The sequence below is a fragment of the Streptomyces sp. Y309 genome (genome assembly GCF_056712025.1).
Window position 1 is genome coordinate 3,842,026 of the sequence record NZ_CM160048.1, and the last position, 12,349, is coordinate 3,854,374.

Genomic DNA, 12,349 nt, shown 5'->3' on the forward strand with positions numbered 1-12,349 from the left:
CCGGCACCCACTCGGCCCGCCCGGCACTCTCGCGGCCCACCCCGGCACGTACCCAGCCCGTCCGGCGCCTGAGGACGAGCGCGCAAGCGCGACACACCCCCACCGCCCCGCACCCATCCAACCCGCCCAGGCCCAGGCACCCACTCGCCCCGCCCAGCACCTATCCAGCCCGGCGCCGGGCACGCACCCAGCGCACCCGGCCACCCACTCAGCCCGCCCGGGCGCACACTCATCACGCCCGGCAATCCATCCAGCCCGTCCGGCGCCTGAGGACGCGCGCGCGAGCGCGATGGAAAGGGCGGGTGGGCGGGGGAAAAAGCTACTGCTCGGCCAGCGCGCGCAGGCGGCTCAGGGCGCGGTGCTGGGCCACCCGGACCGCCCCGGGGGACATGCCGAGCATCTGCCCGGTCTCCTCCGCGGTGAGCCCCACCGCGACCCGGAGCAGCAGCAGCTCCCGCTGGTTCTCCGGCAAGTTGGCGAGCAGCTTCTTGGCCCACTCGGCGTCACTGCTGAGCAGCGCCCGCTCCTCGGGCCCGAGCGAGTCGTCCGGCCGCTCGGGCATCTCGTCCGAGGGCACGGCGGTCGACCCGGGATGCCGCATCGCGGCCCGCTGCAGATCGGCGACCTTGTGCGCGGCGATCGCGAAGACGAAGGCTTCGAAGGGCCGCCCCGTGTCCCGATAGCGCGGCAGCGCGAGCAGCACCGCGACGCAGACTTCCTGCGCGAGGTCCTCGACGAAGTGCCGTGCGTCACCCGGAAGTCGGGAGAGGCGGGTGCGGCAGTACCGCAGCGCGAGCGGGTGAACGTGGGCCAACAGGTCGTGCGTGGCCTGCTCGTCCCCCTCCACGGCGCGTAGGACGAGGGCACCGATCACCGTCGTCTTGTCATCGCGCATCGGTCCATGGTGCCTTGGCGCCGACTGATCCGCGGCACCACGTCCATAGTTGTGCACCGAAGCGTTATGAGCGGGTGCGCCGGAACTCATCTCCCGCACCCTCCCCTCCCGCTCGGCCGACTCGTCCCCAAGGAACTCCACACCTCAAGGATGCGGCATCGGCGGCGAAGCGCCACAAGCCGCTCCCGAGGAGGGTGGTGACGGGGCCTCCATGGCCCCGCCCGCCACACGGCGGGCGGGAAACACCATGCCCCCGCCAGGACCCACTCAGCGAACCAGACCCCAGCGGAAGCCGAGCGCCACCGCGTGCGCCCGGTCCGAGGCGCCGAGCTTCTTGAACAGGCGCCTGGCGTGCGTCTTCACCGTGTCCTCGGAGAGGAAGAGCTCGCGGCCGATCTCGGCGTTCGACCGGCCGTGGCTCATCCCTTCGAGAACCTGGATCTCACGCGCGGTGAGCGTGGGCGCGGCGCCCATCTCGGCCGAGCGCAGCCGGCGCGGGGCCAGCCGCCAGGTCGGGTCGGCGAGGGCCTGCGTGACGGTCGCGCGCAACTCGGCGCGCGAGGCGTCCTTGTGCAGATAGCCGCGGGCCCCGGCGGCGACCGCGAGCGCGACCCCGTCCAGGTCCTCGGCGACCGTGAGCATGATGATGCGCGCTCCGGGATCGGCCGAGAGCAGCCGCCGCACGGTCTCCACGCCGCCCAGTCCGGGCATGCGTACGTCCATCAGAATCAGGTCCGAGCGGTCGGCGCCCCAGCGGCGGAGGACTTCCTCGCCGTTGGCCGCTGTCGTCACGCGCTCGACGCCGGGCACGGTCGCGACCGCGCGGCGCAGCGCCTCTCGGGCGAGCGGGGAGTCGTCGCAGACGAGGACGGATGTCATGGCCGTCCTCCGCAGCTGATGCGCGTCACCTTGAGCCTCCAGGCTGGTACAAGTCGTCACCTGTGCGGTTGACGCACTCGGACATCTGCCCGAGCGCTTGTTCTTTCAACCGCCTCCGCACTCTCAACGACGGTCACTCGAAAGAGTTACGGGGTCAGACTGCCACCTTCGGCACTCTACGTGAGGGCGCGGACACGGCACAGAAGGCGCGGACGGATGCGCCCGCCCGCCGGGCGTCGACCGGCTCCCGACCGGCCCAGCCAAGAGCTATGCCCCATTTAGCGGCTTTTCTTCCCTTTTCCTGGTGTCTGTGGCTAGATTCGCAATGAGTCATATTTTCATCTCCTTAGACAGTAGATGTACGGTCATGGGCACCGTATCGGCGTCAGAACGGCAATCAGGAGACACGCAATGGCAGATTTCTCCCGCCTTCCCGGACCGAACGCAGATCTGTGGGACTGGCAGCTCCTCGCGGCCTGCCGCGGGGTGGACAGCTCGCTCTTCTTCCACCCGGAGGGCGAGCGCGGCGCGGCACGGAGCGCGCGCGAGAACTCGGCCAAGGAGGTCTGCATGCGGTGCCCGGTGCGCGCGGAGTGTGCCGCGCACGCGCTCGCGGTACGCGAGCCGTACGGCGTGTGGGGCGGGCTGACCGAGGACGAGCGCGAGGAACTGATGGGCCGGGCCCGCAACCGCCTGGTCACCACGGCGGGCGGCGGCACGGCCCCCTGAAGGAACGTTTCTGCACAGCCCCGCACAGCCCGCGCACAGAGCCCCGCAGGGCCCCACGCGGGCGGGCTCGGTCCCGCTCAGGCGTGCCCGGACACCTCGGCCGCGCTCAGCGAGCCGCGGCCCGCGCCAGGTGGTCGAGCGTGGCCGCGACCGCCGGCACCTGCGCCAGGTCCGGCAGGGTGAGCGCGACGATCTCCCGCCGCACGGCAGGCTCCACCGTCACCGCGCGGGCCCCCTTCGGACGTACCGACTCGATCGCGAGCTCGGGCAGCACCGCGACCCCGAGCCCCGCCCCGACCAGGCCCACCACCGCCGGATAGTCGTCCGTCGCGAAGTCGATGCGAGGCACGAAGCCCGCGCTCTCGCAGACCTCCACCAGCTGACGGCGGCAGCGCGGACAGCCCGCGATCCACGACTCGTCGGCCAGCTCGCCGATCGTCACGCTCGAAGCCTTCGCCAGGCGGTGCTCCTCCGGTACGAGACCGACGAGCCGGTCGGCGAGCAGGGGCCGCACGACCAGGTCCTGCCACTCCTCCGCGGCGGCGGCCCCCGCGTACCGGAAAGCGAGCGCCACGTCGCAGTCGCCCTCGCGCAGCATCTCCACCGAGCGCGGCGGCTCGGCCTCCTCCAAGGAGACCCGGGTGCCGGGGTGTTCGGCGCGCAGAGCGGCGAGGGCGCACGGCACCAGGGTCGAGGAACCGCTCGGGAAGGAGACGAGGCGGACGCGGCCCGCGCGGAGGCCCGCGATGGCGGCGACCTCCTCCTCGGCCGCGGTCAGTCCGGCCAGGATGCCCGCGGCGTGCCGGACCAGGGCCTCGCCCGCCTGCGTGAGGCGCATCTCGCGGCCGGTGCGGATCAGCAGCGGCGTGCCCGCCGACGCTTCGAGGGCCTTCATCTGCTGGCTGACGGCGGGCTGGGTGCAGCCGAGCTCGCGGGCCGCCGCCGAGAAGGAGCCGGTGGCGGCCACGGCGCGCAGGACACGGAGATGACGGGCCTCGATCATGAGTCGATCATAAGCGACACTTGGGACCGGCGCCCAATATTGCGTGGCAGCTTTGAGGAGCGCTCGCTTAGCCTGGCCGTATGAAGCTTCTCTCCGTGAACGTGGGCCGCGCCAAGTCCGTCGACTACACCGATACGCCGGGCGGCAGCACGGGGATCGACAAAGAACCTGTCGACGGACCCGTCCGGGTGACGGCGCCGGGCCCGAAGGGCACGGGCGGCAGCGGCGTCAGCGGGGACACCATCTGCGACCTGCGCCACCACGGCGGCAACGACCAGGCGGTGTACGCCTTCGCGCGCGAGGACCTCGACGAGTGGGAGCGCCTGCTCGGCAGGACGCTGCGCAACGGCGGCTTCGGCGAGAACCTCACGACGTCCGGCGTGGACGTGAACGGCGCGCGGATCGGCGAGCGTTGGCGCGTCGGCCCGGACCTGCTCCTCGAAGTGACCTCCTCGCGCATTCCGTGCCGTACGTTCCAGGGCCACGTGGGCGAGAAGGGCTGGGTGCGGCGGTTCACGCAGACCGTGCTGCCGGGCGCCTATCTGCGGGTGCTCGAGCCGGGCGAGATCCGGCCGGGCGACCAGGTCGAGATCGTGCACCGCCCCGACCACGAGATCACCGTCGCCCTGCACTTCCGGGCGGTGACGACGGAGCGGGCGCTGCTGCCGCGGCTGCTGGAGGCCGGGGACGCGCTGCACCCTGAGGCGACGGCGAAGGCGCTCAAGTACCTCAACCGCGCCGAGACGCAAGGAAACTGACGGTCCGGGGCCGCGCCGGGCGCACGAGGCCGCGCGTCGCGCACACAGGGCCGGGAGCACGAAGTCGCGCGCACAGGGCCGGGAGCGTGGCGCGCGGACGGTCCGGGCCTCACTAGCCTTGGTCCATGACTACGGCTCTCATCACGGGTTCGACCGCGGGCATCGGCGCGGCCTTCGCGCGGCGCCTGGCCGCCGACGGCCACAATCTCGTCCTGGTGGCACGCGACACGAAACGGCTGCGGGAGCAGGCGACCGAGCTGCACGACCGGCACGGCATCGAGGCGGAGGTCCTGACCGCCGACCTCGCCACGGAGGACGGCATCGCGGCCGTCGAGGAGCGGCTCGCCCGCCGTCGCGACGGGGTCGACCTGCTGGTCAACAACGCGGGCTTCGGCAACAAGGGCCGCTACTTGGAGGTGCCTCTCGCCGACGAGCTGACGATGCTGAAGGTGCACTGCGAGGCGGTGCTCCGGCTGACGTCGGCGGCGACGGACGCCATGCGCGAGCGGGGGCGCGGCGGTGTGGTCAACGTCGCGTCGGTCGCGGCGTTCGTGCCGCGCGGGACGTACGGCGCGTCCAAGGCGTGGGTCGTGCAGTTCACCCAGGGCGCGGCGCGGGACCTGGCGGGCTCCGGGGTGCGGCTGATGGCGCTGTGCCCCGGCTTCGTCCGTACGGAGTTCCACGAGCGGGCCGGCATGGGCACCGACAACATCCCCAAGTGGATGTGGCTCGACGCCGACAAGCTGGTCGCGGCGGCCCTCGCCGACCTGGCCCGCGGCAAGTCCCTCTCGGTCCCCGACCCCAGGTACAAGGCCCTGATGGGCGTGGTGAAGGTGACGCCGAGGAAGTTGCTGGGCGGGGTGACGTCACGGACGGGCCGCAAGTACGGCCCGCAGTAGCCCTCTGGTGGAGCCTCAGCAGGAGCGCCCTGAAGGGGCGCGGGGAACTGCGCGAGGACGCACCACAAGCCGCACCCGGCAACGCAACAGAACCCGGCAGACGCGATGCCGAAACGGCTGAGGCCCGACTCCCCGCGACGGGGAGTCGGGCCTCAGCGGCAGCTCAGGTCAGGTCAGTGGGCGTGACCGTGGCCACCGTGACCGGCGTCAGCCTCTTCCTCCGCCGGCTTCTCGACGACCAGGGTCTCAGTCGTCAGCAGCAGCGAAGCGATGGACGCGGCGTTCTCCAGGGCGGAGCGCGTCACCTTGACCGGGTCGATGACGCCGGCCTTGACCAGGTCGACGTACTCACCGGTCGCGGCGTTGAAGCCGAAGCCCTTGTCCAGCTCCGCCACCTTGGTGGTGATGACGTAGCCCTCGAGGCCGGCGTTCTCGGCGATCCAGCGCAGCGGCTCGACGACGGCGCGGCGGACCACGGCGACACCGGTGGCCTCGTCGCCGGTCAGGCCGAGGTTGCCCTCGAGGACCTTCGCGGCGTGCACGAGCGCGGAGCCACCACCGGAGACGATGCCCTCCTCGACCGCGGCGCGGGTCGCGGAGATGGCGTCCTCCAGACGGTGCTTCTTCTCCTTCAGCTCCACCTCGGTGGCGGCGCCGACCTTGATGACGCACACGCCGCCGGCCAGCTTCGCGAGGCGCTCCTGGAGCTTCTCGCGGTCCCAGTCGGAGTCCGTGGCCTCGATCTCGGCCTTGATCTGCGCGATGCGGCCCTCGACGTCACCGGAGTTGCCCCCGCCGTCGACGATGGTCGTGTCGTCCTTGGTGATCGTCACGCGGCGCGCGGTGCCGAGCACGTCCAGGCCGACCTGGTCGAGCTTGAGGCCGACCTCCTCGGCGACGACGGTGCCGCCGGTGAGGGTGGCCATGTCGCCGAGCATCGCCTTGCGGCGGTCGCCGAAGCCGGGGGCCTTCACCGCGACGGCGTTGAAGGTGCCGCGGATCTTGTTGACGACCAGGGTCGACAGGGCCTCGCCCTCGACGTCCTCGGCGATGATCAGCAGCGGCTTCGAGGAGCCGGCCTGGATGACCTTCTCCAGGAGCGGCAGCAGGTCCTGGATGGAGGAGATCTTGCCCTGGTGGATCAGGATGTACGGGTCGTCGAGGACGGCCTCCATACGCTCCTGGTCGGACACCATGTACGGCGACAGGTAGCCCTTGTCGAAGGCCATGCCCTCGGTGAAGTCCAGCTCGAGGCCGAAGGTGTTGGACTCCTCGACGGTGATGACACCGTCCTTGCCGACCTTGTCCATCGCCTCGGCGATGAGCTCGCCGACCTGCTGGTCCTGGGCGGAGAGCCCGGCCACGGCGGCGATGTCGGACTTGTCGTCGATCGGACGGGCGTTGGCGAGGAGGTCCTCGGAGACCGCCTTGACCGCGGCGTCGATGCCCTTCTTCAGGGCGGCCGGGGACGCACCGGCGGCGACGTTGCGCAGGCCTTCCTTGACCAGGGCCTGGGCCAGCACGGTGGCGGTGGTGGTGCCGTCACCAGCGATGTCGTTGGTCTTGGTCGCCACCTCCTTCACCAGCTGGGCGCCGAGGTTCTCGTACGGGTCCTCGACCTCGACCTCGCGGGCGATGGTCACGCCGTCGTTGGTGATGGTCGGGGCGCCGAACTTCTTGTCGATGACGACGTTGCGGCCCTTGGGGCCGATCGTCACCTTGACCGTGTCGGCAAGCTTGTTGACGCCGCGCTCAAGGGCGCGACGGGCGTCCTCGTCGAACTTCAGGATCTTCGCCATGGGAGCGATTCAGCCCTCTCGGAAAACTCGGGTGAACGAACTGCGCCCCTCGCCGCCCGGCAATCAGCGGGGTGACCAGGGGCGCAGCGCAAAGCAAATCTGCAGATGAGGCAGATGAAGCCGGTACGGCTGACTACTTCTCGATGATCGCGAGCACGTCGCGGGCCGAGAGGACGAGGTACTCGTCGCCGTTGTACTTCACCTCGGTGCCGCCGTACTTGCTGTAGAGCACGACGTCGCCGACCTTCACGTCGAGCGGCAGGCGCTCGCCGTTCTCGAAGCGGCCCGGGCCCACGGCGAGGACAGCGCCCTCCTGGGGCTTCTCCTTCGCGGTGTCCGGGATGACCAGGCCAGAGGCCGTGGTCTGCTCGGCGTCGAGCGGCTGGACCACAATGCGGTCCTCAAGCGGCTTGATGGCAACCTTGGAGCTGGCGGTCGTCACGATCCGACCTCCCCCTTCGGAGATCTCGCGGGGTTAACTGATCTGAGGTGGCGACCAGGTCGATCCGTCGTCGCGGGTGCCGGACCTGCCCGTCGCTGTTGGCACTCTCCAGTGGGGAGTGCCAGGCCTGAGACTAGGACGACGATTAGCACTCGGTCAAGCGGAGTGCCAATTGACTGCCGTCGGCTCAGCGGGGCTCGGCGGCGCGGGGCACCGGGGAGCTGTCCTGTCGTGGGCAACGTTTCACGTCCGGGGACGGTTCCGCGCCCCACGGGCGCCCGCAACCGGGGGACATCTTCTCCGCGGCCTTCCGCCCCAGCCTCTCGATCGGGTCCACCGACTGGGCGCATCCGGTGAGCAGCGCCAGGAACACCGCCGCGGCCGCGGCACGCCTCACAGGTAGTCCTCCAGGCGCGCCACCGCGTACCCCTTGGCAGTGATCGTCTTCAGGACCGTGCGGACCATGTCCGGCATGGTGCCCTTCCAGTCCTCGCGGCCGCGGAAGTGCGTGAGGACGATGTCGCCCGGGTGCAGGTCCTTGTCCCATTCGCGCCACTCCATGTGGTCGGCGAAGCCCTCGGACGCCCACAGCGGCACCGCCTTGATGCCACAGGTCTTCGCGGCCCGCAGGGTGTCGCGGTTGTAGTTCCCGTAAGGCGGCCGGAACAGCTCGGGCCGCTTCCCGTACCGCTTCTGGATGACGTCCTGCATCCCGCAGATCTCCCGCCGCTGCCCCTCGTAGGAGAGCCCCGGCAGATAGCGGTGGTTGAGGGTGTGGTTGTTCAGTACGACGCCACGCTTCTGCATCCGCTTGAAGTAGCCGTAGTCCTCCTTGACCAGGTAGTCGCTGAGGAAGGCGGTGTACGGGATCTTCAGGTCGGTCATCATCCGCAGGAACGCCGGGTCCTTCTCGGCGCCGTCGTCGACGGTCAGGAAGACGACCTTGTCCTTGGTCGGGACGGTGGTGAACACCGGCGGCAACTGCGCCTGCCCCTCGACCTCGAAGCCCTTGCGGGTGGTGAGGCGCGGCTTGACGGCGGGCGCGGGCGGCGCGGCCAGCGGGGTCTGCGCGAGCCCCCAGCGTTTGGCCGCCGCGGCCCGCGCGGCCTGCTTCGCCCGGAGGTCGTCGGCGTACTGCCGCATCATCTCGGCGGGCGGGCCGAGCTTCCGCTGCTGGCCGTGCGCGCCGGCGCGCCCGTCGGTGTCGGAGGCGCAGCCGGAGGCGATCGCGGTGGCGACGACGGCGGCGCTGAGGGCCCCGGCGGCGAGCTTGCCCTTCCCCGGCCTGCGCGCAGATTGTTCGTTTTGTCGTACTAGTCGCATGGCGCCGGATCCTCGCAGTACGGGCGCCCCGCGCCGGGCCGACACCGCCGCCGTACCCGCACCTTCCACCGACTGGCCCACAATGGGCGGCGTGAACGATCCGCTTGCCTCCTTCGCCGCGCTCCGCACCGACGAGGGCCGCTCCCTCCTCGAAGCCGTACGGGACGTCGAACCGAGCCAGGAGCTGGCGGCCGCCACCCGGCTGCGCCGCGACCACCCCGCCGAGCTGGTGTCCGCCGCGCTCGCGCAGGCACGCCTTCGGCAGCGGGCGGTCGCGAAGTTCGGCGCCGCGGACGCCGCCCGGATGTTCTTCACCCCGAACGGCGTCGAGCAGTCCACACGCACGTCCGTGGCGACGTACCGCGCGCGGCGCTTCAAGGACCTCGGTGTGCGCTCCGTCGCCGACCTCTGCTGCGGCATCGGCGGCGACGCGATCGCGCTGGCGCGGGCCGGGGTTGAGGTCCTCGCCGTCGACCGGGACCCGCTGACCTGCGCGGTCGCCCGCGCCAACGCTGAGGCACTCGGCCTCTCAGACCTCATCGAAGTCCGCGAGGCCGATGTGACGGACGTCGACACGTCCTCGTACGACGCCGTGTTCGTCGACCCCGCGCGGCGCGGTGGACGCGGCCGGATCTTCGACCCCGAGGCGTACTCGCCGCCTCTCTCCTGGGCCGTCGAGGCCGCCCGCAAGGCGCCGCGTGCCGCGCTGAAGATCGCCCCCGGCATTCCGCACGATGCCGTGCCCGGGGAGGCGGAGGCCGAGTGGATCTCGGACGGCGGGGACGTGAAGGAGGCCGTGCTGTGGTTCGGCACCGGCGCGCCTGCCTCGCACCGGGCCACGCTGCTGCCCTCCGGGGACACCCTGGCGTCCCCCCTCGCCACGATGCTCCCCGACCCGGAAGTCCGGCCCGTCGGGCGTTTCCTCTACGAGCCCGACGGTGCCGTCATCCGCGCCCACCTCGTCGCCGAGGTCGCCGCCCGCGTCGGGGGCGGGCTCATCGACGAGACCATCGCGTACGTCACGTCCGACGCGGCCGTCGCCACGCCGTACGCCGCCGCCTACGAGATCACCGATCAACTGCCCTTCAACGTCAAGAAGTTGAAGGCGTTGCTGCGGGAGCGGGGGGTCGGTGTCCTCACCGTGAAGAAGCGAGGTTCGGCGGTGGAGCCGGAAGAACTCCGCCGCAAGGTAAAGCCCCAAGGGCCTGGGTCAGCCACAGTCTTCCTCACCCGGGCCGGGGGCGCCCCCACGATGCTGGTGGGCCACCCATCCGCGTAACCGCCCTGGGGGCTCCGCCCCCAGCCCCCCGCTCCTCAAACGCCGGAGAGGCTATCTCCCCCACCCACCCGCCCCACCCAGAAGACCAACAGGCAGTCGGCACATCACCCACAACCCACACCCCCTCAGCCCATCCGGCACTGAAGGACGAGCCCGAAGCCCGACCGACGGCAGACCGCCCCACCCACCCGCCCGCCGATTGAGGGCCCCCTCCCAGCCCGTCCGCCACTCAAGGACAAGACCGAAGACGAACAGCACCACCCACCCCACTCCGCCCGCAGGGCGAAAAGGGCGGGCGGGTGGGAAAAAGCCCGTCCGGCGCTTGAGGACGAGCCGCGAAGCGGCGATCGGCGGGGCCCGTCCCACCCGAACGGGACACCCACCCCCATCCCCCTCCCAACCCGCCCGGCATCCATGAGCGAGCGGGTAGGAAATAGCCCGTCCGGCGATTGAGGACGAGCCGCGGAGCGGCGATCGGCGGGGGGGCCGTCCCACCCGAACGGGACATCCAACCCCGGGGGTCCGGGGGCGGAGCCCCCGGTTGCGGGAAGGGGCGGGCTTGGGGAGCCCCCCGCAGGGCTACCCCCCGCACGCCTCCGCCCGCCCCAACAACAGCTCCCGCTCCCGCGCATTCCCCGTAAGGGCGGCCGCGCGCTCGAACTCCGCGCGGGCCTCCGCGTGGCGGCCGAGGCGGGCGAGGAGGTCGCCTCGGACGCTGGGAAGCAAGTGGTAGGAGCGCAGGGCGGGTTCGGCGGCGAGGGCGTCGACGAGGGCGAGCGCGGGCTCGGGCCCGTCGGCCATGGACACGGCGACGGCCCGGTTCAGCTCGACGACGGGAGACGGCGTCCGGGCGGCGAGCAGGTCGTAGAGGGCGGCGATGCGAGGCCAGTCGGTGTCGTCGTACGAGCGCGCGTGGGCGTGACACGCGGCGATGGCGGCCTGAAGGACGTAGGGCCCGCGCGGCCCCCGGGCCACCTCCTCGGCCCGCTCGAGCGCGGCGAACCCCCGCCGGATCAGAAGCCGGTTCCACCGCCCCCGGTTCTGGTCCTTGAGCAGCACGGGCTCCCCACGGGCCCCGGTCCGCGCGGCGGTACGCGACGCCTGGAGCTCCAACAGCGCCGCGAGCCCGTGCACTTCGGCCTCCTTCGGCATGAGGGAGGCGAGCTGCCGGGCCAGCCGCAAGGCGTCCTCGCACAGCCCGGGCCGCACATGGTCGTCGCCGGCCGTGGCCGCGTACCCCTCGTTGAAGATCAGGTAGATGACGTCGAGGACCGAGCCGAGCCGGGCCTCGCGGTCGGGGCCGTAGGGCACTTCGAAGGGGACGTTCTTCGCGGCGAGGGTGCGCTTGGCGCGCACGATGCGCTGGGCGACGGTCGGCTCGGGGGCGAGCACCGCGCGGGCGATCTCGGCGGTCGTCAAGCCACCGAGCAGACGGAGCGTCAGGGCGACCCGGGCCTCGGCGGAGAGCACCGGGTGGCAGGCGGTGAAGACGAGGCGCAGCAGGTCGTCGTCGATGGCGTCCGGGTCCTCGACGAGGTCCGGGATGTCGTCCAGGTGCGGCGGCGCGGCCTCCAGGTCCCGGCCCATCTCCGCGAGTTTGCGCGCATAGCGCTCACGGCGGCGTACGAGGTCGACGGCGCGGTGCTTGGCGGTGGTCATGAGCCAGGCGCCGGGGTTGTCGGGGACACCGGACCGCGGCCACTGCTCCAGGGCGGCCACCAGCGCGTCCTGCGCGAGCTCTTCGGCGATGCCGACGTCTCGTACGATCCGCGCGACACCGGCGATGACGCGCGGGGCCTCCATCCGGAAGACGGTCTCGACGTCGTCCTCGACGGCGCGGCGGGGGTGCTCGGGCGCGTGGTCCACGACCACACATCTGAGCACCCCCACGACGTCTCCGCAAAGGGACGGGGCTCCGCGAAGGGACAGTTCTCCGCAAAGGGACAGGATCAGGCCTGCGCGCCGACCCCCGGCATGTCGGGCTCGGAGATCTCCCTGACCTCCACGGTGATCGTCCAGTACTCCTCGTGGACCTTCAGGAACCGCTTGGTCCACTCGACCGCCTCGGCCTTGTCCTTGGCCTGGACGATGGAGTAGCCGCCGATGACCTCCTTGGCCTCGGTGAACGGCCCGTCCGTGACGGACAGCCGTCCCTTCTCCCAGTGCACCCGGGTGCCCTCCGACGTCGGCGCGAGGCCGGCGGTGTCGAGCAGCACGCCCGCCTTGGTCATCTCCGCGAGCAGCTCGCCCATGCGCTCCTCCAGCTCGGGGCTGGGACCACCGCTCTCCGGCAGGTCGTTCTCGTCGATGCGGATCATCGTCAGGTAGCGCGGCATGGCGTGT

At 71.6% G+C, this 12,349-nt stretch carries 12 protein-coding genes; 4 read left to right on the plus strand and 8 right to left on the minus strand.

The features are described from left to right. Positions 1 to 319 precede the first annotated feature (319 nt). Together AC0KTA_RS14925 and AC0KTA_RS14930 are read right to left on the minus strand one after the other, a co-directional pair. On the minus strand, positions 320 to 895 hold the full coding sequence (locus AC0KTA_RS14925; RefSeq protein WP_016642708.1) for a sigma-70 family RNA polymerase sigma factor: 576 nt from the start codon (positions 893 to 895) through the stop codon (positions 320 to 322). A 267-nt stretch (positions 896 to 1,162) separates the two neighbouring features. Next, positions 1,163 to 1,774, minus strand: coding sequence for a response regulator transcription factor (locus AC0KTA_RS14930; protein ID WP_003948568.1), 612 nt, complete (start codon positions 1,772 to 1,774; stop codon positions 1,163 to 1,165). 411 nt (positions 1,775 to 2,185) lie between these two features. Between AC0KTA_RS14930 and AC0KTA_RS14935 the strand changes: the two genes are divergently transcribed. Further along, complete coding sequence (locus tag AC0KTA_RS14935) at positions 2,186 to 2,503, plus strand: WhiB family transcriptional regulator (RefSeq protein WP_481055629.1); 318 nt, start codon at positions 2,186 to 2,188, stop codon at positions 2,501 to 2,503. Between the two features lie 106 nt (positions 2,504 to 2,609). Here the strand turns inward: AC0KTA_RS14935 and AC0KTA_RS14940 are convergent, their stop codons facing one another. After that, positions 2,610 to 3,506, minus strand: a complete 897-nt coding sequence (locus AC0KTA_RS14940; protein ID WP_481055630.1) for a LysR family transcriptional regulator — start codon at positions 3,504 to 3,506, stop codon at positions 2,610 to 2,612. Positions 3,507 to 3,586: 80 nt separating this feature from the next. On the opposite strand from AC0KTA_RS14940, the gene AC0KTA_RS14945 reads away from it, so the two are divergent. Both AC0KTA_RS14945 and AC0KTA_RS14950 read left to right on the plus strand, forming a co-directional pair. After that, a complete protein-coding gene (locus AC0KTA_RS14945; protein ID WP_481055631.1) occupies positions 3,587 to 4,264 on the plus strand; it encodes an MOSC domain-containing protein in 678 nt (225 codons plus the stop codon). Between the two features lie 125 nt (positions 4,265 to 4,389). Then, positions 4,390 to 5,163, plus strand: a complete 774-nt coding sequence (locus AC0KTA_RS14950) for an SDR family NAD(P)-dependent oxidoreductase (protein WP_481055632.1) — start codon at positions 4,390 to 4,392, stop codon at positions 5,161 to 5,163. Positions 5,164 to 5,336: 173 nt separating this feature from the next. On the opposite strand, the gene groL is transcribed toward AC0KTA_RS14950, so the two are convergent. The 3 genes from groL to AC0KTA_RS14965 form a co-directional block, all read right to left on the minus strand. Next, positions 5,337 to 6,962 carry a chaperonin GroEL gene (gene groL / locus AC0KTA_RS14955; protein WP_481055633.1) on the minus strand — a complete coding sequence of 542 codons (1,626 nt, stop codon included), beginning with the start codon at positions 6,960 to 6,962 and terminating at the stop codon, positions 5,337 to 5,339. A gap of 133 nt (positions 6,963 to 7,095) precedes the next feature. Beyond that, complete coding sequence (gene groES / locus AC0KTA_RS14960; RefSeq protein WP_004955293.1) at positions 7,096 to 7,404, minus strand: co-chaperone GroES; 309 nt, start codon at positions 7,402 to 7,404, stop codon at positions 7,096 to 7,098. Positions 7,405 to 7,797: 393 nt separating this feature from the next. Beyond that, positions 7,798 to 8,727 carry a polysaccharide deacetylase family protein gene (locus AC0KTA_RS14965; RefSeq protein ID WP_481055634.1) on the minus strand — a complete coding sequence of 310 codons (930 nt, stop codon included), beginning with the start codon at positions 8,725 to 8,727 and terminating at the stop codon, positions 7,798 to 7,800. 82 nt (positions 8,728 to 8,809) lie between these two features. Here AC0KTA_RS14965 and AC0KTA_RS14970 point away from each other — a divergent pair, with 82 nt between their 5' ends. After that, on the plus strand, positions 8,810 to 10,006 hold the full coding sequence (locus AC0KTA_RS14970) for a class I SAM-dependent methyltransferase (RefSeq protein ID WP_481056428.1): 1,197 nt from the start codon (positions 8,810 to 8,812) through the stop codon (positions 10,004 to 10,006). A 579-nt stretch (positions 10,007 to 10,585) separates the two neighbouring features. On the opposite strand, the gene AC0KTA_RS14975 is transcribed toward AC0KTA_RS14970, so the two are convergent. Beyond that, positions 10,586 to 11,809, minus strand: coding sequence for an RNA polymerase sigma factor (locus tag AC0KTA_RS14975; RefSeq protein WP_481056429.1), 1,224 nt, complete (start codon positions 11,807 to 11,809; stop codon positions 10,586 to 10,588). A 146-nt stretch (positions 11,810 to 11,955) separates the two neighbouring features. Next, entirely contained in the window at positions 11,956 to 12,342 is a 387-nt protein-coding gene (locus AC0KTA_RS14980; RefSeq protein ID WP_481055635.1) for a YciI family protein, read from the minus strand. Positions 12,343 to 12,349 lie beyond the last annotated feature (7 nt).

Coding starts and splice junctions, on each gene's coding strand:
- AC0KTA_RS14965 (WP_481055634.1), bottom strand. CDS start 8,727: ATGCGACTAGTACGACAAAACGAACAATCTGCGCGCAGGCCGGGGAAG.
- AC0KTA_RS14925 (WP_016642708.1), bottom strand. CDS start 895: ATGCGCGATGACAAGACGACGGTGATCGGTGCCCTCGTCCTACGCGCC.
- AC0KTA_RS14975 (WP_481056429.1), bottom strand. CDS start 11,809: ATGGAGGCCCCGCGCGTCATCGCCGGTGTCGCGCGGATCGTACGAGAC.
- AC0KTA_RS14950 (WP_481055632.1), top strand. CDS start 4,390: ATGACTACGGCTCTCATCACGGGTTCGACCGCGGGCATCGGCGCGGCC.
- AC0KTA_RS14945 (WP_481055631.1), top strand. CDS start 3,587: ATGAAGCTTCTCTCCGTGAACGTGGGCCGCGCCAAGTCCGTCGACTAC.
- AC0KTA_RS14980 (WP_481055635.1), bottom strand. CDS start 12,342: ATGCCGCGCTACCTGACGATGATCCGCATCGACGAGAACGACCTGCCG.
- AC0KTA_RS14935 (WP_481055629.1), top strand. CDS start 2,186: ATGGCAGATTTCTCCCGCCTTCCCGGACCGAACGCAGATCTGTGGGAC.
- AC0KTA_RS14970 (WP_481056428.1), top strand. CDS start 8,810: ATGGGCGGCGTGAACGATCCGCTTGCCTCCTTCGCCGCGCTCCGCACC.
- AC0KTA_RS14930 (WP_003948568.1), bottom strand. CDS start 1,774: ATGACATCCGTCCTCGTCTGCGACGACTCCCCGCTCGCCCGAGAGGCG.
- groL (WP_481055633.1), bottom strand. CDS start 6,962: ATGGCGAAGATCCTGAAGTTCGACGAGGACGCCCGTCGCGCCCTTGAG.
- AC0KTA_RS14940 (WP_481055630.1), bottom strand. CDS start 3,506: ATGATCGAGGCCCGTCATCTCCGTGTCCTGCGCGCCGTGGCCGCCACC.